Origin of the sequence: Proteus sp. STS61-E, from assembly GCF_040932335.1 — a bacterium.
Taxonomy (GTDB): domain Bacteria; phylum Pseudomonadota; class Gammaproteobacteria; order Enterobacterales; family Enterobacteriaceae; genus Proteus; species Proteus mirabilis_B.
Genome location: NZ_JBFQGE010000001.1, coordinates 981,486 through 1,001,992 on the forward strand (window position 1 = coordinate 981,486; position 20,507 = coordinate 1,001,992).

The 20,507-nt window shown below is 36.8% G+C and carries 18 protein-coding genes; 7 read left to right on the plus strand and 11 right to left on the minus strand.

The window, feature by feature from the left end; translation table 11 throughout:
• Window positions 1-65: 65 nt before the first annotated feature.
• The gene (pgpB, locus tag AB4J89_RS04600) at window positions 66-785 is read right to left on the minus strand and encodes a phosphatidylglycerophosphatase B (protein ID WP_368468285.1); all 720 of its coding nucleotides are present in this window, start codon (window positions 783-785) and stop codon (window positions 66-68) included.
• Window positions 786-1,051: 266 nt separating this feature from the next.
• On the opposite strand from pgpB, the gene ribA reads away from it, so the two are divergent.
• The 3 genes from ribA (at window position 1,052) to AB4J89_RS04615 (ending at window position 3,697) form a co-directional block, all read left to right on the plus strand.
• Window positions 1,052-1,651 carry a GTP cyclohydrolase II gene (gene ribA / locus AB4J89_RS04605; protein WP_088495688.1) on the plus strand — a complete coding sequence of 200 codons (600 nt, stop codon included), beginning with the start codon at window positions 1,052-1,054 and terminating at the stop codon, window positions 1,649-1,651.
• 249 nt (window positions 1,652-1,900) lie between these two features.
• Window positions 1,901-2,716 carry a MetQ/NlpA family lipoprotein gene (locus AB4J89_RS04610; RefSeq protein WP_088495689.1) on the plus strand — a complete coding sequence of 272 codons (816 nt, stop codon included), beginning with the start codon at window positions 1,901-1,903 and terminating at the stop codon, window positions 2,714-2,716.
• A 177-nt stretch (window positions 2,717-2,893) separates the two neighbouring features.
• Window positions 2,894-3,697, plus strand: coding sequence for a sce7726 family protein (locus AB4J89_RS04615; RefSeq protein WP_311754759.1), 804 nt, complete (start codon window positions 2,894-2,896; stop codon window positions 3,695-3,697).
• Window positions 3,698-3,708: 11 nt separating this feature from the next.
• Here the strand turns inward: AB4J89_RS04615 and AB4J89_RS04620 are convergent, their stop codons facing one another.
• The 3 genes from AB4J89_RS04620 to acnA all read right to left on the minus strand — a co-directional run bounded on the left by AB4J89_RS04620 (window position 3,709) and on the right by acnA (window position 8,041).
• On the minus strand, window positions 3,709-4,776 hold the full coding sequence (locus AB4J89_RS04620; protein ID WP_311754758.1) for a beta family protein: 1,068 nt from the start codon (window positions 4,774-4,776) through the stop codon (window positions 3,709-3,711).
• A 21-nt stretch (window positions 4,777-4,797) separates the two neighbouring features.
• Window positions 4,798-5,133 (minus strand): hypothetical protein, encoded by a 336-nt coding sequence (locus tag AB4J89_RS04625; RefSeq protein WP_127913597.1) that lies wholly within the window; start codon window positions 5,131-5,133, stop codon window positions 4,798-4,800.
• A 235-nt stretch (window positions 5,134-5,368) separates the two neighbouring features.
• Complete coding sequence (acnA, locus tag AB4J89_RS04630; protein WP_311754757.1) at window positions 5,369-8,041, minus strand: aconitate hydratase AcnA; 2,673 nt, start codon at window positions 8,039-8,041, stop codon at window positions 5,369-5,371.
• Window positions 8,042-8,260: 219 nt separating this feature from the next.
• Between acnA and AB4J89_RS04635 the strand changes: the two genes are divergently transcribed.
• Window positions 8,261-9,091, plus strand: a complete 831-nt coding sequence (locus tag AB4J89_RS04635) for a hypothetical protein (RefSeq protein ID WP_088495694.1) — start codon at window positions 8,261-8,263, stop codon at window positions 9,089-9,091.
• Between the two features lie 61 nt (window positions 9,092-9,152).
• Here the strand turns inward: AB4J89_RS04635 and cysB are convergent, their stop codons facing one another.
• The 3 genes from cysB to topA form a co-directional block, all read right to left on the minus strand.
• Window positions 9,153-10,127, minus strand: coding sequence for an HTH-type transcriptional regulator CysB (gene cysB, locus AB4J89_RS04640; protein ID WP_075672088.1), 975 nt, complete (start codon window positions 10,125-10,127; stop codon window positions 9,153-9,155).
• 237 nt (window positions 10,128-10,364) lie between these two features.
• On the minus strand, window positions 10,365-10,889 hold the full coding sequence (gene sodC / locus AB4J89_RS04645) for a superoxide dismutase family protein (RefSeq protein WP_088495695.1): 525 nt from the start codon (window positions 10,887-10,889) through the stop codon (window positions 10,365-10,367).
• A gap of 155 nt (window positions 10,890-11,044) precedes the next feature.
• A complete protein-coding gene (topA, locus tag AB4J89_RS04650) occupies window positions 11,045-13,642 on the minus strand; it encodes a type I DNA topoisomerase (protein WP_368468289.1) in 2,598 nt (865 codons plus the stop codon).
• A gap of 307 nt (window positions 13,643-13,949) precedes the next feature.
• Here topA and AB4J89_RS04655 point away from each other — a divergent pair, with 307 nt between their 5' ends.
• Window positions 13,950-14,198 (plus strand): YciN family protein, encoded by a 249-nt coding sequence (locus tag AB4J89_RS04655; RefSeq protein ID WP_088495697.1) that lies wholly within the window; start codon window positions 13,950-13,952, stop codon window positions 14,196-14,198.
• Window positions 14,199-14,689: 491 nt separating this feature from the next.
• Here AB4J89_RS04655 and sohB read toward each other — a convergent pair whose 3' ends face one another.
• Window positions 14,690-15,736 (minus strand): protease SohB, encoded by a 1,047-nt coding sequence (gene sohB / locus AB4J89_RS04660; RefSeq protein WP_368468291.1) that lies wholly within the window; start codon window positions 15,734-15,736, stop codon window positions 14,690-14,692.
• 213 nt (window positions 15,737-15,949) lie between these two features.
• Here sohB and AB4J89_RS04665 point away from each other — a divergent pair, with 213 nt between their 5' ends.
• Window positions 15,950-16,711 carry a YciK family oxidoreductase gene (locus AB4J89_RS04665; protein WP_171455364.1) on the plus strand — a complete coding sequence of 254 codons (762 nt, stop codon included), beginning with the start codon at window positions 15,950-15,952 and terminating at the stop codon, window positions 16,709-16,711.
• A 25-nt stretch (window positions 16,712-16,736) separates the two neighbouring features.
• Window positions 16,737-17,327, plus strand: a complete 591-nt coding sequence (gene cobO / locus AB4J89_RS04670; RefSeq protein WP_098943002.1) for a cob(I)yrinic acid a,c-diamide adenosyltransferase — start codon at window positions 16,737-16,739, stop codon at window positions 17,325-17,327.
• A 44-nt stretch (window positions 17,328-17,371) separates the two neighbouring features.
• On the opposite strand, the gene AB4J89_RS04675 is transcribed toward cobO, so the two are convergent.
• From AB4J89_RS04675 to AB4J89_RS04685, 3 genes are all read right to left on the minus strand, one after another.
• On the minus strand, window positions 17,372-18,319 hold the full coding sequence (locus AB4J89_RS04675) for a hypothetical protein (protein ID WP_349473395.1): 948 nt from the start codon (window positions 18,317-18,319) through the stop codon (window positions 17,372-17,374).
• Window positions 18,320-18,519: 200 nt separating this feature from the next.
• Window positions 18,520-19,443 (minus strand): 23S rRNA pseudouridine(2605) synthase RluB, encoded by a 924-nt coding sequence (gene rluB / locus AB4J89_RS04680; RefSeq protein ID WP_088495702.1) that lies wholly within the window; start codon window positions 19,441-19,443, stop codon window positions 18,520-18,522.
• Between the two features lie 420 nt (window positions 19,444-19,863).
• Window positions 19,864-20,484 carry an L-threonylcarbamoyladenylate synthase gene (locus AB4J89_RS04685; protein WP_023582284.1) on the minus strand — a complete coding sequence of 207 codons (621 nt, stop codon included), beginning with the start codon at window positions 20,482-20,484 and terminating at the stop codon, window positions 19,864-19,866.
• Window positions 20,485-20,507: the final 23 nt, after the last annotated feature.

The following is a 20,507-nucleotide window of genomic DNA, read 5'->3' on the forward strand; positions in this document are numbered from 1 at the left end:
TTTCGTATATTTTTTCACATAAATATCGAAAAAGACATTCTGTATCTCAAAAATAAGGGCTATCGTCAGGATTTGAGCAATAAACGTCGCTCAATCACCTTAAATGCACACCAAACCAGCATTGTGCTGATAAGAATACCGACAATCACATCAGATGCCCAGTGCATTCCTAATACAATACGCCCTACCGTGACATCAATTCCCCATAATAACCCGAATGACGCTAAAAAATAATGACGACGCAACATAAAAAGGACAAAAACAAATAATGCGAGTGTGGCAGAGAATAAGCTATGACCCGATGGGAAAGCATAACCCGTTTCTGCTTTCCAATGTTTAAGTTGCCATTCAGGGATCACTGGTGAGTTGGCTAATCCATTTTGAAGTAATTGTTCTCGCTCTGGTCTTGAAACTTGATAAAAAGCTTCAGAGCTAATGTGCAGATTTTTACTAACCCAAACAACATAAGGACGAGGCTCTTTTACTGTGTTTTTAACCGCGACCTTAATTAATTGCCCAATAGATAATGTAGCAATAATTATCACTGCTAATTGAATAAAATGGTTACGCTTCAATTTTAAAACCATAAAGAGCAATGCTAACAAAACAATAATCGTCACAGCGCCCCAAGGTTTTGCTGCACTATCTGCTATCCATAATGTACTTATACCGCCTAAAGGGTGGTCGGTAGGTTGCCATTTCCAACCCAATATCAACACAACACTCGGTATGATTAAGAGCAACACACAGCCCAATAGAATCAACTTTGTTATTTGCTTATTCAATATATTGCCTCTTCTTTAATACGAATGTTGTCTTTCGTTCATGCTTAAAGGTAATTAGTATAATCGATGATAGTTTAGCAATAAATCATTATGCAATAAGGCTTAAAATCTGATAATTTGTATAGGTGTGAATTTATAAGTGTGTGTTACCCAATTTCCTTGCCTATCAGACATGGAAATATTTCAGTGTTTTATTTCTCTTTGTTCTCATTATGAAGTATATAATATTGAACGAGAGTTTCACCTGAAATTATGAGTCAAAAATAATGAAATTAAGACGTATCGCAGAAGCAAAACTACCAACTCCTTTTGGTGAGTTTTTAATGGTCGGTTTTGAAGAAATCGCAACAGGAAAAGATCATGTCGCCCTTGTCTATGGCGATATTTCAGGCTCAGAGCCCGTATTATCTCGTATTCATTCAGAATGCTTAACGGGTGATGCTTTATTTAGTTTGCGTTGTGATTGTGGTTTCCAACTTGAAGCTGCGCTTTCACAAATCAGCAAAGCCGGTCGTGGCGTATTACTTTATCATCGCCAAGAAGGCCGCAATATTGGATTACTAAATAAAATACGCGCTTATGCATTACAAGATAAAGGATTAGATACCGTTGAAGCGAACCTCGAGTTAGGTTTTAAAGCAGACGAACGTGATTTTACCCTTTGTGCTGATATGTATAACCTATTAGGTGTTCATGAAGTTCGATTATTAACCAATAATCCGAAGAAAATTGAAATCATGAAAGCCGCAGGCATTAATGTTCTCGAGCGAGTGCCATTGATCGTCGGACGTAATCCAAGCAATGCGCATTATCTTGATACTAAAGCCGATAAAATGGGTCATCTTTTATTTAAGAAAGCGCAATAATAAGTAACAGCACAGCATTAATTATTTTCAAATCCGAGCCTAAGTTGCTCGGATTTTTTATTTATGGTTTTTATTCTATTACCTTGTAAATTCATTCTTTATCTATTTTCTTTGTTTATATCTTGTTCTTTTTTATCGCTCTTTCATCATTCAATTATATCATGTGAAAATTTGTCATATGCGATTTCATTGACTATCCATCTGATTCTAAGTTATTTATTAATAAATAAATTTTGATAGGAATGCATTATGCCATTACATTTTTCTGGTAGGATTTTCAGCGCGCTATTATTAGCAGGAACGTTATTAACTGGCTGTGATAATAGCGATAAAAACAGCTATTCAATCAAGGTTGGTGTGATTAATGGTGCTGAACAAGATGTGGCTGAAGTTGCCAAAAAAGTCGCCAAAGAAAAATATGGCTTAGAGGTTGAATTGGTAAGTTTCAGTGGTTCTTTGTTACCTAACGATCCCACAGCAAATAAAGAACTTGATGCCAATGTTTTTCAACATCGCCCTTTTCTTGCCCAAGATAATCAATCTCGTGGTTACAATTTAGTGGCTGTTGGTAATACCTTTGTTTTTCCTATGGCGGGCTATTCAACAAAAATTAAGCATCCTTCGGAGTTAAAATTAGGCGATACCATCGCAGTTCCTAACGATCCCACCAATTTAGGTCGAGCATTACTGTTATTAGATAAAGAAAAGCTGATTACGTTAAAACCAAACAGTGGTTTATTGCCTACAGCTATCGACATTATTGATAATCCACTTAAGCTTAAAATTATGGAGCTAGAAGGCGCACAATTACCACGGGTTTTAAACGATCCTAAAGTGACTGTCGCTATTATCAGTACAACTTACATCCAGCAAATTAATTTATCTCCTACTAAGGACAGTATTTTTATTGAAGATAAAAACTCTCCTTACACCAATATTATTGTGACAAGAGAAGATAACAAAAACGCTGATAATGTGCGGGATTTTATTAAGGCTTACCAATCACCTGAAGTTGCAACAGCCGCCGAAACCATTTTTAATGGTGGTGCAATTCAGGGCTGGTGATAGAAGTTCTAATTTTTTAAAGAGAGGTGTTTTTAATAACCTCTCTTTTTTAATACTTAGCTTACTATTATTAATTCAAAAATAATTTTTTGTAGAAAATACATTTATAAAATAATAAGTTACACCTTTATCTTAAATTGTTATAATACTTAAAATTCACGTTTTTATGAGTTTCAAATGTCTATTCCATTGAGAGAACAAGAAGTTAAGATAGCCCTCATTAATTGGTTATATATAAATGGGCACCTAAACGATGCAACCATTATCAATGAGATGGTTGTTGCTAACTGGACAAGACGCGCTGATTTAGCCGTCGCCAATGGAAATTTACATGCCTTTGAAATAAAGAGTGACTTTGACTCATTAAAAAGACTTGAAGGACAGTTATCAACTTTTTCTTCCCGCTTTGAAAAAGTCACGGTGGTATGTTCACCTCGTTTCACAATAGAAATCCAAGAAATGGAAAACTCTGATATTGAAATCATAGAGTTTATATCTACTGAACAACATATTGATTTTAAAATTATTCAAAAAGGTAACCAACGAATAATTCAAGATAAATTAGTCTATTGTGATTTCTTATTAAAAGAAGAAATAAAAAATTTATTAAAAGAACACGATATTGCTATTCCACCAGCATGTTCTCGTCAGCAATTAGAAATTATTATTGAAACACTTCCGCTTAATATTATTAGAAGTCATGCTATCAACTCCGTAAAAAAACGTTATTTATCAACATCAAATAAATATTTAGCTTTACTCAATAAAGACAAAAAAATAACAACAAAACATTTAGATTTATTAAGTAGAAAAAAACAAAATCAACCTAAAAAAAACAAACTCGCTTTAAAGCAAGTTGATACAGAACCAACCACTGATTTTCATTTTATAGATACAAAAAAAATATCAGAAAAATTTGGCTGTTCGAAAAAAGATATTCCACCTAAGGTAATAAAAAGATATGTTATAAAGGAGGACTAGTCCTCCTTTATTTAAATTATATCAAGATCATAAGCATCATAATTATCCATTTCACAACGCTCTATCTGTTTAGATAAATGTAGATTTACTCTTACCGCAATCCATTTAGCAGGACTTCCCATTCCAGTTACATTACCACTTGCAGCATTTCGTATCATTTCAGCACCCCAAGATGGATCACTTTCATACGAAGGGTACTCTTTTAATATAGATTTTGCAGCATCTATATAGCCATTCGCATCTTTAGCATCAGGTCTTCTTTCAAAATACCAAGCATCATCTAAAGCGATATCTATACGAGGAATATAGCGCCCCATTACATCATCATAAACAACAGAATGAATAGAGCCATGATCACCATAAATAGCAACAGACTGTCCTCCAATAGATTGATGAAAGTCGCGTTCCATTACATCTATAAAACCGCTTTGCTTATTTTCATGACAAAAACGTATAACTGAACTTGGAAAACTAGTTGTCAAAATACTAATAATCGCCTCAGGTATTTCAGTTCTAATTTGATTAATCGCATTGATAGTCGCTATAACAGCCGCAGGAAAACTTTCTCTGATATAGCCTAAATCAATAAATATTATTGCATTTTGAGGCTTATCTAATGCGACAAGCGAACTAATCACACGGTTAACATCCGTATGTATATTCTTGATCCTAAAAGCGATATAACCATATTGTGATTCTAGGATCTTTGCTTGCATTACAATATCACGAAGTTTGGCTAACTCGGTTATTTGAACTGTTGGAATGATTTTTTCATATTGAGAACAAAAATCTATCCATTTCTTAAAATTTTGCTGATGAGATAATAATTCTAGACTTGATTCACAATGATGTTTTACTTCTTGTGTTACATCAACAATAAATTGATTACCATTAACTGATTCTATTGTTTTATTCATTGATGTTTTAATATCATCAGAACGAGGCCATTTTCCTAATGTTATTATTGGTAATATTTTCTTCTTATTTTCATCACTTAATTTTTCCAAACCTAATATTTCGGCTCCTCTTGTTCTTAATGTAGGGTAATAATTGTAGTTTTCGAATTGTATTTTAGACAAGATTGACTCCTAAATTTATTATTAATTATCTCGAGGTATTGCTGTGGTTCGCATAGGATTATTTTGTGATGCTAAATATGTAGCAATACTTTCTATATTTTTCCTTTGATACTCAACATTAGTTAATTCATTTGATATTATATTATTTTTTTCAATAAGATTAGTGAGTTGTAAACTTAACCTTTTAAAAAAAATATAATTAAAATACCCAACAAATAATGCAGCCAACCATCCAGAACAAACAAAGATCCATTGAGCAAGCTCTTTGTCTTGCATAAAGCTTGTTATTAATGCAACTAAAGTACCACAAATACCGACAATTCCATATATATGATTAAACATAGTTAAATATTCCATTTCTAATTATTCTATATTTAAAGTTAAGTTCAAAACAAATAATAACAATAAAATAAAAGCAAAGTCATTTTATTTAAAATTTATTTTCAATTAGCTATAAATTAAATAATAGGAATATTAAATTATTTTCACATTGAATTATAAAAATAAATTCATTCAACCTGATAAATAATATTCCATAAAAACAAAAACACCCCATTTTTATAATGAGGCGTTTGATTACAGCTAAACCTAATTAAAGCATATTACGAATAACATAATGCAATATGCCACCGTGTTGGAAATAGGCTAATTCAGTTTGAGTATCAATACGACAACGCGCCATAATAGTTTCAGTGTGATTATCTGCGAAAGTAATATTAACTGCGACATCTTGGCTCGGTGTTAATGCATTAAGCCCTGTGATCTCAATTTTCTCATCACCTTTTAAACCTAATGTTTGACGAGTTACTCCTTTAGGAAATTCTAAAGGTAAAACCCCCATACCAATCAAGTTAGAACGGTGAATACGCTCAAAAGAGCCTGCAATAACGACTCGCACACCTAATAAACGTGTTCCTTTTGCCGCCCAATCTCGGCTAGAGCCTGAACCATATTCACTACCAGCAATAATCGCCAATGGCGTATTTTCTTGTTGGTAACGCATTGAGGCATCGTAAATAGCCAGTGTTTCTCCCGTTGGAATATGCTTGGTAAAACCACCTTCTACTCCCGGCACCATTTCGTTACGAATACGAATATTGGCAAATGTACCTCGCATCATAACTTCATGATTACCGCGTCTTGAGCCATAAGAGTTAAAATCTTTCGGCTCAACACCGTGCTCACGCAAATAACGCCCCGCTGGACTATCCGCCTTAATATTACCCGCAGGCGAGATATGATCAGTTGTCACTGAATCACCCAAAATAGCCAAAATGCTGGCTTGATGAATATCTTTAATTGGAGCAGGCGTTTTTGACATTCCTTCAAAGAAAGGCGGATGTCGAATATAGGTAGAATCTGGTTGCCAATCATAGACAGGTGTATCTTGTGTTTTCAGTGATTTCCATGTCGCATCACCTTCAAACACAGCGGAGTACTCTTTATGGAACATTTCTGTTTTAACTTTCTCAACAGCATCAGCAATCGCTTTACTATCAGGCCAAATATCTTTTAAATAGACGGGATTGCCCTGTTTATCTTTACCTAATGGCTCTTTAGTGAGATCGATATTCATATTGCCTGATAAAGCATAAGCAACCACTAAAGGCGGTGATGCTAACCAGTTGGTTTTCACTAAGGGGTGTATTCGACCTTCAAAGTTACGGTTACCGGATAACACAGCCGCAATAGTTAAGTCATTATCCTTAATTGCACTTTCAATCGGTGCTAATAAAGGCCCAGAGTTACCAATACATGTTGTGCAACCATATCCCACAAGATTAAACCCTAACTCATCAAGATAAGGGGTTAATCCTGCTAGATTAAGATAATCTGTGACCACTTTAGAGCCCGGAGCCAAAGAAGACTTAACCCAAGGTTTACGCTGTAATCCTTTTTCTACCGCATTTTTAGCCAATAATCCGGCTGCCATTAAAACATTAGGGTTTGATGTGTTGGTACATGATGTGATCGCCGCAATAACGACAGCACCATCAGTTAATTCAAACGCAGGATAATCATCAATTTTTACTTGAGGGAAGTGTGACAGTGGTTTCTTATTAGTTTCAAGCTCTACTGCTGCTTTAAATGCTTTTGGTACACTCGGTAGATTAACTCTATCTTGAGGACGTTTAGGCCCAGCGAGGCTTGCTTCAACGGTTCCCATATCTAACGATAAAGTTGACGTAAAGATAGGCTCATCACCTGTATGTCGCCATAAACCTTGCTCTTTGCTGTAAGCTTCAACTAGTGCTATTTCCTGTTCTTCACGTCCTGTTAAACGCAAATAATCAAGAGTGATATCATCTATCGGGAAGAATCCACAGGTCGCACCATACTCTGGTGACATATTAGCTATTGTTGCACGATCAGCTAAAGGTAATGACGCTAGACCATCTCCGTAGAATTCTACAAATTTACCCACCACACCATGAGCGCGTAACATCTGTGTGACGGTTAAAACCAGATCAGTTGCGGTGATCCCTTCGCGTAATTTTCCTGTTAGTTTAAAGCCAACAACATCAGGAATTAACATGGAGATAGGTTGACCTAACATTGCGGCTTCTGCTTCAATGCCTCCTACACCCCAACCTAGAACACCAAGACCGTTAATCATTGTGGTATGAGAATCTGTGCCAACTAAGGTGTCAGGATAAGCCACATGACGCCCATTTTGCACTTCAGACCAAATAGCTTTGCCTAAGTACTCAAGGTTTACCTGATGGCAAATTCCGGTACCCGGTGGCACGACACGAAAGCGTTCAAAGGATTGCTGCCCCCAACGTAAGAAAAGGTAACGTTCATAGTTACGCTCCATTTCAATTTCCACGTTTTCAGCAAACGCATTTTTACTGGCATATTCATCAACCATAACAGAGTGGTCAATAACTAAATCAACAGGTGATAGTGGATTGACTTTATCCACCTTCCCACCCAAAGATTTCACTGCTTCACGCATAGCGGCTAAATCAACGACCGCAGGCACACCGGTAAAATCTTGCATAAGCACCCTTGCAGGTCGATAAGCAATTTCACGTGATGCATGTGCTGTTTTTTGCCACTCAACTAACGCCTTAATATCCTCTTCAACAACAGTTTCATTGTCGAGATAACGCACTAAGTTTTCTAGTAACACCTTCAGAGACTTAGGAAGACGGGTAATATCGCCTAATTGGCGGGCAATTTCTGAAAGACGGTAGTACTCATATTCTTGAGATCCGACTAAGAGCGTGGAATGGCTCTCTTTTTTCAAACGTAACGACATAGCTTCTCCTTCTTATTTTTATACTGACAGCATGTTTAAACTATCAAAATAGGTAAGGTTATTTATTAAACATATCATATAACGTTGAATTTCGCTTAAAGACCACACAATTTGTTAACACAATGTTATGGCTGTCATGATGTTAATAAATTTTAGTCTCTGAATTTTCACTTAATTAGACTTTAATGGGAGAGGTATAACTGTGTAAGGATAATATTTATGAATAACAAACAATCTGATTTACTAAAAAATATTATGAATGCCGATCGCTATTTTGCGGAGCCTGTTACACCGCCTTTTCCGCAAACCTTATCGATGAATGCATTACATTCTCAAAATATAAAAGATGCCGAAGGTTTAGTACAATTTATCATCGCATCACCAAAACCTTTTGAGCCTTCCGAAATAGAAAGAATGTCACAACTTAAAAATATTCAAATTGGACTCATTTCTATTATGGCAAACCATCTTGCTGCATTAAAAAAAGAGGATAATGAAGCCTATTATCGCCCCGAACATTGGTTAGATACCCTCAACCATTTGCCCCTTCTAGGGCACAATAAAATCGAAACAAAAAAACTTCATAAGCAAACCTTTGATTTTTCCGTTGCTCAAGCATTTATTCAGTTATTACTAGGCGCTGCAATCAATGCCACATCACCCGCACTTGGAGAATTTATTGATTTTTTACGTACCCAAGGACAAAAAATAGAAGTCGGTTTACGAAAATCATTAGATAGCTATCAAACGATAACTATTGCGGGGATCACGGAGATACTCAATCATAATAATCATCTTATTTTTGTACCAAAGCTGAAAATTTTGAGTCTACGTTTTTCTTATCAATCAGCGAAAATGCTACTCGCTAGTTGTATAGGTCGTAAATTTACCCTCTCTTTAGAGTATACCACTATTACCTCTGTATTTGATGCTAGCGCACTTGATGATCCGCTAATTAATCAGCAATTTTATGATTTTTTAAATAAGTATCGTCAGTTAAGTATTGCCAAATCAGATGCTTTTTTTAGTGGGGACTTTTATTTGAAATGAGTAATAGCAGAAATTAGGTTTATGAACACGCTTGAAGGCGGGGATCACCCGCCTTTCAGTATTACACTAAAGGTAATTCGATATCTTTAAATAACTCTTCAATTTCTTCGTTAGTTCGCAATGCAACCGCTTGTTCAATCAAATTACGTGTAAGATGAGGAGCAAAACGCCACATAAAATCATACATATAACCACGTAAGAAACCACTACGACGGAATGCAATTTTAGTGGTGCTATAACTAAATTTATCACGCATATCAATCGCGACTAAATCGCTATCAAGTACAGGATCAAATGCCATACTGGCAATCACACCAATACCTAAATGCAGCCTCACATAAGTTTTAATGACATCCGCATCGGTTGCAGTGAAAACGATTTTAGGTTTTAACCCTACTTTACCGAAAGCATCATCAAGATCAGAACGCCCAGTAAAACCTTGGGTATAGGTGACGATATCGTAGCCCGCAAGCTCTTTTAACGTTACTTCTCGTTTTTGTGCCAGTGGATGATCTTTTGAAACCACTACAATACGGTTCCAACGATAGCAAGGTAACATCACTAAATCGTTATAGAGATGCAGTGATTCTGTCGCGATAGCAAAATCACTTTTACCTCTGCATACATCTTCAGCAATTTGTGTTGGCGATCCTTGGTTCATATGCAGTGAAACATCAGGATAGCGCTCAATAAAACCTTTTATTACTGGGGGTAATACATAACGAGCTTGCGTATGAGTTGTTGCAATTGATAATGAGCCTCTATCTGGATAAGTGTGTTCACCGGCAGCAGATCGAATAGCTTCTGTTTTTGATAAGATTTCTCTAGACAGCCTTACAATTTCTTCACCCGCAGGTGTCACATGCGTTAGATGCTTACCACTGCGAGAAAATATTTGTATACCTAGTTCATCTTCTAACATGCGAATTTGTTTACTTATTCCCGGTTGAGATGTATACAAACGCTCTGCCGTGGTTGAAACATTTAAATCGTTATTCACCACTTCAACGATATAACGCAACTGTTGTAATTTCATGGAGAGGCTATCCCTTCAACAAAAGACTTATTATTCCGTTATTCTATTTATATTCATATAACTAAAAAGAATAATAAAGATGTAATATATAACCACTATATCACTTATTTCATTTCGGTCTAACGTAATTAATAGCGTTATTTAGATTTTGTTATATCGAATAGTTATAAGCTATAAACAAGCATAAAAAAAGCCGACGTTATTTGTCAGCTTTTATTTCATAATATTGGCACTAAATTATTTAATCACACCACACGCCATTCTTGCACCACCACCGCCAAGAGCAGCAGGATCATCAGAATAGTTATCGCCACCCACATGTACCATAATTGCTTTGTCTTTCACTTGCTCAAGCTTAGTGAGTTTTGGCGCTAATACTGCGTAATCAGCAACACCTTTATCATTGACAACTAATCCTGGTAAATCACCTAAATGCCCATCTTTATTATAAGGCCCCAAGTGAACACCGACTTTTTCAGGATCTAAATGACCACCTGCTTTTAAAGCAGGTACAGGTTTGCCATCTTTCATATCCGGCTCACAAGAACCATTAGCATGAATATGAAAACCATGAATACCCGGAGTTAATCCAGTGAGTTTTGGCGTAAATAACAGCCCATAATCAGTTTCAGTGATAGTGACAACACCAATATCGTTGCCATCACCTGTCGGTAAGGCTTCTTTTAATGTCACATCTAACGTTGCAGCACTTGCCACAGAAGTAAAGAGTAAGCCAGATAGTAACAAAGGCATCAGTTTCATAGTATCTCCGTCTTATTATTAGCAAGGTAAAATATCAGACAAATAGAAATTAACCATTAATACTGTTTCAGTGTATTTAATTAGCATACCTTCTTAATACAAAAAAGCGACTAACTCTCATTAGTCGCTTTTTTATGTATCACGCAATGCCAATGTTATTTGGTTTTTTCAACCCATTTTCCATCGACATAAAACGCAGACCAACCTGTTGCCTTACCGTCTTTCTCTGAAGAAACATATTGCTGTTTTGTTTTACGACTAAAACGCACAATCGTTGGGTTTCCTTCAGGATCAGTCACCGGAGCTTCTGCTAAATAGCGCATCTTCTCTGCTAAACGGTCTTTAAAGCGAACCAGCTCTTCTACTTTTGGCGCCCGCGTTTCTCTTGATTTAGGGAACGTGTTTGCAGCCAAGAAGACACCCGCAGCCCCGTCTCGTAAGACAAAGTAAGCGTCTGATTTTTCGCATAGCAATTCAGGAAGTGGAACGGGATCTTCCTTCGGTGGTGCAATTTCACCGCTTTTTAAGATCTTACGGGTGTTTTTACAATCATCATTTGTACAACCCATGTATTTACCAAAACGCCCCATTTTCAGGTGCATTTCAGATCCACATTTATCGCACTCAATAACTGGACCTTCATAACCTTTTAAGCGGAATTCACCTTCTTCAACTTCATAACCATCACATGCAGGGTTATTACCACAAACATGTAATTTGCGATGAGTATCAATCAGGTAACTGTCCATTGCAGTACCACATTTCGGGCAACGACGACGAGCACGTAATGCGTTAGTTTCTGCATCTTCCCCTTCAAGAATATTTAATAATTCATCTTCAGGGATAAGGTTAATGGTTTGCTTACAACGCTCTTTAGGCGGTAATGCATAGCCTGAACATCCTAAGAATACGCCTGTTGTCGCCGTTCTAATTCCCATATGTCGAGAACAAGTTGGACACTCAATTGACGTAATAACCATTGGATTTGGTCGCATTCCGCCCTCTTCAGGATCTTTTTCAGCGACATCTAATTGCTGACTAAAATCGGTGAAGAATGCATCTAATACCGCTTTCCAATTTTCTTCATTATTAGCAACATGGTCGAGGTGATCTTCCATTTGCGCAGTAAAATCGTAATTCATTAAATCGCTAAAATTCTCTTCTAAGCGATCGGTTACAATTTCACCCATTTTTTCTGCATAAAAACGACGGTTTTCAACTTTCACATAACCACGATCTTGAATAGTGGAGATGATAGATGCATATGTTGAAGGACGACCGATACCGCGTTTTTCTAATTCTTTAACTAAAGTCGCTTCGCTAAAACGTGCTGGTGGCTTAGTAAAGTGTTGAGTGGGTTCTAACTCAGCTAAAGCCAGTTTTGCCCCTACATCAACGGCTGGTAAGGTTTTATCTTCATCTTTATTACGCATCGCTGGCATGACTTTCGTCCAACCTGCAAAACGTAAAGTACGACCTTTAGCACGTAGTTTATAATCACCTGATTCGACTGTTAATGTGGTCGAATCGTATTTTGCTGGTGTCATTTGACAAGCAACAAATTGATTCCAAATCAGTTGATATAAACGTTTGGCATCGTTATCCATATCTTTTAAAGATTCTGCGATAACGTTGATGTCAGAAGGACGGATAGCTTCGTGCGCTTCTTGAGAGTTTTCTTTGCTCGAATAAACGTTTGGCTCTTTCGGCAAATACTTGGCACCAAAATTCTCATTGATATAATCACGCGCCATTTGAATTGCATCCTGACTTAAGTTAGTCGAGTCAGTACGCATATAGGTTATATAACCTGCTTCATAAAGGCGCTGAGCTAGCATCATTGTCTTTTTCACACCAAAGCTTAAACGCGTACTTGCCGCTTGCTGTAAGGTTGATGTGATAAGCGGTGCGCTTGGCTTGCTGGATGTTGGTCTATCTTCACGATCTTTTACCGTGAAGGTCGTATTCTGTAATGCTTTAACCGCAACCTGAGTCTCATCAGATGAAACAGGGTTGAAGGCTTTGTCATTATAATGCGTGACTTCCATACGCAATGGCTGTTCATCAGGCGTTAACAGCGATGCATGTAATTGCCAATATTCTTCAGGAACAAAGGCTTTAATTTCACGCTCACGTTCAACTAAAAGACGCACAGCAACTGATTGCACTCGACCCGCAGATAATCCGCGAGCAACTTTTTTCCAAAGTAAAGGCGAAACCATATAGCCCACAACACGATCCATAAAGCGACGTGCTTGTTGCGCGTTAACGCGATCTATATTTAACTCACCCGGAGTTTGGAAAGCTTGTGTAATGGCATTTTTAGTGATTTCGTTAAAAACCACTCGACTAAACCGTTCATCATCACCGCCGATAACTTCGCGTAAATGCCACGCGATAGCTTCTCCTTCGCGGTCAAGGTCCGTTGCGAGATAGACATGATCAGCTTTCTCAGCCAATGCTTTTAGTTCAGCCACAACTTTTTCTTTGCCGGGTAGAATTTGATAATTCGCATTCCATCCATTATAGGGATCAACTCCCATACGGCTGACTAAGGCTGATTTCTCATCCTTTTTAACTTTTTTCACGCCTTTCGTGGCGGATGAGTTTTCGCTCTTCTGGCTGCCAGAACCACTCTTTGGCAAATCACGAATGTGACCCACGCTAGATTTAACTACGTAGTCATTGCCAAGATATTTATTGATCGTTTTGGCTTTAGCCGGGGACTCCACGATAACAAGAGCTTTACCCATAATTACCTTTACCTAATTAAACTTTGTTATGACGGTATCGTTTAATACCCTCAACTAAAAAAATGTTTAAAATCTCTTTTTTATATTGCGTTAGTTTTGCAATATATCAACCTGTTTTTATTCAAAGCTTTTGTTCGAGCTCAAAACTCGTGACTTTTTTTGAGGTATTTTAATCACCTCATCGCTTTGATCGGGTACAGGCAAATCATTGTTTGCTACATATAGAGTAGCTAAGCTTTTAAAAATGCCACACTCTACCTGATAAAAAGTGAGGCGCAACAAATTATTTTTCTAAGGAGCACATATTATGTCAACACAAACTACACCGATTACAACAGAGATGCTACTTGAAAAAGCGAATAAAATCATATGTGAACATGAAGATTATATACACGGCATGCGTGCTGATTCGGTTGAACAGAAAGGTAATGTCCTCGTATTTAAAGGCGAATTTTTTTTAGATGAGCAAGGTTTACCTACTGCAAAAAGCACAGCGGCATTCAATATGTTTAAGCATTTAGCTCATGTGTTATCTGATAAATACCATTTAGAATAAATAACCTTCGTGATTATTTTTGTTTAATCACTAAAGTAAATTGATTTACTCTTTATCAATAACAAAAAAGAGACTTTGCTTGCCAGTTATTGCATTCATTCAGATATCAATAACTGGCATAATTAAACAAAAATAAAGAATAAAAATTCAACTCGAACGTAATGCGGATTTTCTGTCACATCTCAACTCACGATTACACTTACCTATCAATACAATCAGTAATATCAATTATTTTTATTTTCTATTTGCGGCTATATTGAAGCCTCCTAGAAAGAGGAAATATTTACCCTGTTGTTGTTATAAGCAATATCAATTATTTCTTTGATTGCCAGTGAATTTTTCACTGGCTTTTTTTTGTCTTATCGAAATAAAAGCTTTTAAAATAAAAGATTAGAATATTTATTGGAAAGAGTTGGGATTAGTGATAGGTCAGGAAAGATGATATCAGCAATAACCCTATTGCTGATATCATTTATGGCGTACTTATTGGGTTATAGCAGCGGTTTTTTACTTCTCTGTACCCAACGCATCATTAGTTTATCAATGCTTTCCATTGCACCGCCTGTAACACGTTCGACCATTTTCTTCTTGGTAACATATTGAACCGAGAGGACTTCAAAATCATTAATATGATTGATCAACCAATCATCACTCACACCAACTTCATCAATTAAGCCTCTGTTTAGTGCTTCTGAACCATACCAATACTCACCAGTTGCAACACTATCAATATCAAGTTGAGGGCGATATTTATGCACAAATGATTTAAATAACAGATGTGTTTCATTTAAATCTTGCTTAAATTTCTCACGTCCTTCTTCGGTATTTTCGCCTAATAAGGTCAATGTGCGTTTATATTCGCCAGCAGTATGTAACTCAACATCAATATCATTTTTCTTGAGTAAACGGTGAATATTAGGGATTTGGGCTACAACACCAATCGAGCCAATAATCGCAAATGGTGCAGCAACAATTTTATCTGCTACACATGCCATCATATATCCTCCGCTGGCAGCCACTTTATCGACAACCGCAGTCAGTTTAATGCCCTTTTCTTTTAAACGTGTTAACTGAGCTGCTGCTAATCCATAACCATGAACCATGCCACCCGGACTTTCTAAACGCAGTAATACTTTATCACCCGATTGTGCAACAGAAAGAATGGCACTGATTTCTTCACGTAATGCACCCACTTCATGGGCATCCATACTACCGTTAAAATCAAGCACATATAAACAAGGTTTCACAACGCCTTTTTTACCTTCTTTTGCATTGTTTTTACTCTGTTTATTCTCTTTTTTCTGCTGTTTTTTAAACGCTTTATACCAAACTTTTAATTCAGCATCGTCCATTTTCGCTTGTTGCATAACGCGCTGTTTTTCTTCATAGGCTTCAGCAAGATCAGTAACTTTTAATGTTCCTTTACGATTTTGCTTTTTATTTCCAATCACGACGAAAAACAACACGATAGCGATAATCGCCACAACAACAGTGACAATTTCTGCTAAAAACAGCCCATATTGCAAAATATACTCCACAAAGACCTCTTTTTAAGGTTAATAACACTGACTCAAACCAATACGCCTAGTTTAACGAAATTCTGCTTTAGCGCCAGCAACAAAGGCATGATTATGTTTAATACCATAAAGAAAACAGCCATAAATTGTAAACAAAAAATCAGACTAAACTGGTCGCTAGACAAATAAGACGTTACACTTTATTTACTTTTTACTAGACAGGATATCAATATGTTGCAATATCAACCCGATCATAGCGTGCTAAAAGATAAAATTATTCTAGTAACGGGTGCCGGTGATGGCATAGGAAAAGAAGCCGCACTAACTTATGCGCAATACGGCGCAACACTTATCTTATTAGGCCGTACTCTATCAAAACTTGAGGATGTTCAAGAAGAGATCATCACTTCAGGTGGTCAACAACCTATGTTATATCCACTTGATCTACTTACAGCGACAGAGAACGATTTTCAGCAATTTGCGGATACTCTCGTTAAACGCTTCCCTCATCTTGATGGCGTATTACAAAATGCCGGTTTATTAGGTGTTGTTGAGCCTATCATTAATCAACCAAGCAACCTTTGGCATGACGTTATGCAAGTCAACGTTAATGCGACATTTATGCTCACAAAAGCTCTGTTGCCATTGATGCTTAAAGCGCCTCATGCGAGTCTTATCCTCACGACATCCAGTGTGGGTCGCCAAGGTCGTTATGGTTGGGGAGCTTACTCTGTATCTAAATTCGCAACAGAAGGCTTTATGCAGGTACTGAATGAAGAATATAACGAAAGTACTTTACGTATTAACTGCATCAATCCTGGTGGTACTCGTACAGCAATGAGAGCGAGTGCATTCCCTGATGAAAATTCACAAAAACTAAAAACACCTAAAGATTTGATGCCGTTATATCTCTATTTGATGAGTGATGACAGTATTGATGTAAAAGGACAATCTTTAGATGCACAACCTGGTCGCAAAGCAGGTCCTGCTGAATAACATAATCTAAGTTTGAGGTAGTCCAATGAATGATGCACAACACCAAAAACGTCAACAACGTTTAAAAGAAAAAGTAGATACCCGAATTGAGCAAGCTCAACGAGAACAGGGTATTGTGATGATTTTTACTGGTAATGGTAAAGGAAAAACAACCGCAGCTATGGGTACAGCGACCCGTGCAGTAGGTCATCAAAAAAAGGTCGGTGTTGTGCAATTTATTAAAGGAACTTGGGAAAACGGTGAACGTAACCTACTGGAACAATTTGGCGTACCTTTCTATGTGATGGAAACGGGATTCACTTGGGAAACGCAAGATAAAAGTGCAGATACAGCCGCTTGTTTAAATACTTGGCAATATGCACTCAAACTGCTTAATAATCCAGAATATGACCTTGTTATTCTCGATGAAATTACCTATATGATTAGCTTTAACTATTTGCCATTAGATGAGGTTATTTCAGCTATTAGCTCTCGTCCTTCTCATCAAAATGTCATTATCACTGGAAGAGGCTGCCATAGAAAATTAATCGAGTTAGCAGATACTGTGACAGAAATGCGTCCTATTAAACATGCTTTTGATAGCGGAATAAAAGCACAAAAAGGCATAGATTGGTAATAATCCCTTATCACCTTTTCAATTATATAAAAATGAATAATTATTTATATTAAAGCGGGCTCACTTAATATACCAGCACCAAATATACGCCCTGTTTCATTTATCAGTTTAAAGTAAGCGTCTTTATCATCGAATATATCATTCTGTATTTGCTGGCTATAAACTACAGCCATTGCCATTATATGGAAATGATATTCATTATAGTAATTTTGCTTTTCATTCGGATCACGTGAAGCTAAATAGGAATTGGTTACTTTATAAATACTTTTAGCTTCTTTCAGCATTTCACCATTATTAAACTCAATATGACTCAATGTCGGAATAAAATCATCTGTTCGCGTATTTTCATCATTTATCCAATTGTATTTATCTTTTTCTTTATGAGCTTCTAATAAATTACGTCCTGAATAAACATGAATACCATATGGCTTTCTTGATATAAAATCTTGAAATTCAGATTGGGAAAAACACTTAGTTAATACATTTACCACGCCCTTATTACTCCAATCAGGTAAATAAGTTGGGATAGGTTCATTTAATGGGATTTCACAGCGGAAAACATTATTATCAATAAACATAGCATCAGAGCTATTAATAGCACCATGTACAAGCTGGCCATCAATCCAAACGGAACGCATTGTTAAGTACAAATGCTCACTGTCTTCTTTAGGAGAAAAAATAGAAGTAAAACTATAGTAGATTTCCCTAGATGGATTAATTATCCCGCCATGATTACCAGGATAAATCATAAAGGTTTTCTTCTCTCCATCAGCATCAACTAATACATGCTTCCCATTTTCTAATTTTATTTCTTTCACTTCACCGGTATTAAGCCAAAAAGAGTTATTATCAATTTGAAAGACTAACGGTGTTGTTTTATTGTTACTAATATAAAACACGCCAGACTGTGAGTTTGAATTAATCGTTGGCTCACAACCCGTAGTAAGAGTAGTCGCACATAACATTGTTGTTAAATAAAAAGAACGATGCATATATCGCGTATACCTTATCGTAAAATATACAAATAAAATATTATTTTAATAAAAATGACTTCTCATCTCATTAATCCGTGCATCATAGTTTCATTTATAGAAAAAAGAAAGCTATCAAAAAAAAGAAGCACCCTATTCAATGGGTGCTTCTTTATGAAAAATGATATTTTAATTTAAAATAATAAATAATTATTCGCTAATTACTTTTTGTTTCCTGCCGACTGGCGACGGCTTGACGCTCTTTTAGCAGGTGATGTTGAAGTACGTGCTGAAACCTTAGTATGACGCTTAACAGCACGACGGATCTGATTCGCCTTGATGCGACGCTGATCTTTTTCTACTGCAACTTTTGTTACTGTTTCGTCGTTTAATTCAACTAACTGACGTAAATAGTTGATTTGATCTAATCCAAGTTCAACCCAACCACCACGTGGTAAGCCTTTCGGTAAATCAATATCACCATAACGAACACGAATAAGGCGGCTAACTTGTACACCAACCGCTTCCCACATACGACGAACTTCACGGTTACGTCCTTCGGTAAGAGAAACGTTATACCATTGGTTAATCCCTTCACCACCACGATAAGAAACAGAGCGGAATGAAGCAGGACCATCTTCTAATTGTACACCACGTGTTAACTGACGAATTTTGGCATCATCAATTTCACCAAAAACACGTACTGCGTATTCACGCTCAACTTCACGGCTAGGGTGCATTAAACGGTTAGCTAATTCACCATCTGTTGTAAATAACAGTAATCCACTGGTATTTACATCAAGACGACCCACTGCAATCCAGCGAGCACTGTTAAGGCGAGGAAGGCGTTGGAAAACAGTCGGGCGACCTTGTGGATCACTGCGAGTACACAGTTCACCTTCAGGCTTGTAATAAGCAAGCACACGACAAACATCTTTTTGTGCTTCACGAATATTTAGAATGCGGCCATCTAAGCGGATTTTTGCTGTAGTGGTGACATCAATACGATCACCTAATTTCGCTTTTGTGCCATCAATGCTGATACGTCCTTCTTGAAGATAACCTTCAATTTCACGGCGAGAACCGTGACCAGAACGAGCAAGGATTTTTTGTAATTTTTCAGTGCGTTGCGATTTATCGCTCATGAAACAACCTCATGTGTCGCCTTCACAGGCGTCATAAAAATAGAATTATTTTTTAAAAATCAATTAAATAAAAATAACCCATGTTTATTAAAATAAGAAATAAACACAGGCTTATTGATTCAATAGTGAACAATGTTGATGATTTTTCACATCAACATTGTGATAAATAGTGCCGATAAAACGATGTTGGCAAAACTATAATGACAGCTTAACCATTTGTCTGCTTATCAAGTTACTGTGCTTAGCGCTTAAAATGCGCGTTGGTATAACCGATTTCAAAAACAGACACCATGATTTTTATCGCAATGTATAAATTTAACACAAGCGATAGATCCCTTCACCTTTTATCTCTTTATCTCGTGATAAATTTCTTCACTATCGAGTCATTTACTCCCAATTTAGTTTAATCAACCAAATCACTTACTGAAATGGCGTAATATCACCCGTACCTTCACGCACGATAACTGGGGTATCTTCCGTTAAATCAATGACCGTTGTCGGTTTTTGCCCTAAGTAACCACCGTGTATCACCAAATCAACTTGTTTGCTTAATAAATCTTCGATTTCTTCCGGATCAGATTCTGCAAAATCATTGCCTGGTAAAATTAGGCTTGTTGACATTAATGGCTCACCAATATTTTCTAACAATGCCAGAGCAATTGGGTTAGAAGGAACACGCAAACCTATAGTTTTACGTTTATCATTCATCAAGCGCTTTGGTACATCTTTAGTTGCTTTTAAGATAAAGGTGTAATTACCTGGGGTATTATTTTTTATTAAGCGAAATACCACATTATCAACATAAGCGTAGTTAGCGATTTCGGACAAATCACGGCACATCAGTGTGAAATTGTGGTTTTTATCTAATTGGCGAATACGACAAATTCGCGTCATTGCATCTTTATTTTCTAAACAACAGCCAATAGCATAGCCAGAGTCTGTTGGATAAATCACCACACCGCCTTTGCGTAAAATATCAGCACTTTGTTCAATTAAACGAGCCTGCGGATTATCAGGGTGAATATAAAAAAGTTGGCTCATACATCCCTCAACGAATTTCTAAT

Coding starts and splice junctions, on each gene's coding strand:
- cysB (WP_075672088.1), bottom strand. CDS start 10,127: ATGAAATTACAACAGTTGCGTTATATCGTTGAAGTGGTGAATAACGAT.
- cobO (WP_098943002.1), top strand. CDS start 16,737: ATGAATGATGCACAACACCAAAAACGTCAACAACGTTTAAAAGAAAAA.
- AB4J89_RS04685 (WP_023582284.1), bottom strand. CDS start 20,484: ATGAGCCAACTTTTTTATATTCACCCTGATAATCCGCAGGCTCGTTTA.
- AB4J89_RS04625 (WP_127913597.1), bottom strand. CDS start 5,133: ATGGAATATTTAACTATGTTTAATCATATATATGGAATTGTCGGTATT.
- ribA (WP_088495688.1), top strand. CDS start 1,052: ATGAAATTAAGACGTATCGCAGAAGCAAAACTACCAACTCCTTTTGGT.
- rluB (WP_088495702.1), bottom strand. CDS start 19,443: ATGAGCGATAAATCGCAACGCACTGAAAAATTACAAAAAATCCTTGCT.
- AB4J89_RS04615 (WP_311754759.1), top strand. CDS start 2,894: ATGTCTATTCCATTGAGAGAACAAGAAGTTAAGATAGCCCTCATTAAT.
- AB4J89_RS04635 (WP_088495694.1), top strand. CDS start 8,261: ATGAATAACAAACAATCTGATTTACTAAAAAATATTATGAATGCCGAT.
- topA (WP_368468289.1), bottom strand. CDS start 13,642: ATGGGTAAAGCTCTTGTTATCGTGGAGTCCCCGGCTAAAGCCAAAACG.
- sodC (WP_088495695.1), bottom strand. CDS start 10,889: ATGAAACTGATGCCTTTGTTACTATCTGGCTTACTCTTTACTTCTGTG.
- AB4J89_RS04610 (WP_088495689.1), top strand. CDS start 1,901: ATGCCATTACATTTTTCTGGTAGGATTTTCAGCGCGCTATTATTAGCA.
- AB4J89_RS04655 (WP_088495697.1), top strand. CDS start 13,950: ATGTCAACACAAACTACACCGATTACAACAGAGATGCTACTTGAAAAA.
- acnA (WP_311754757.1), bottom strand. CDS start 8,041: ATGTCGTTACGTTTGAAAAAAGAGAGCCATTCCACGCTCTTAGTCGGA.
- AB4J89_RS04675 (WP_349473395.1), bottom strand. CDS start 18,319: ATGCATCGTTCTTTTTATTTAACAACAATGTTATGTGCGACTACTCTT.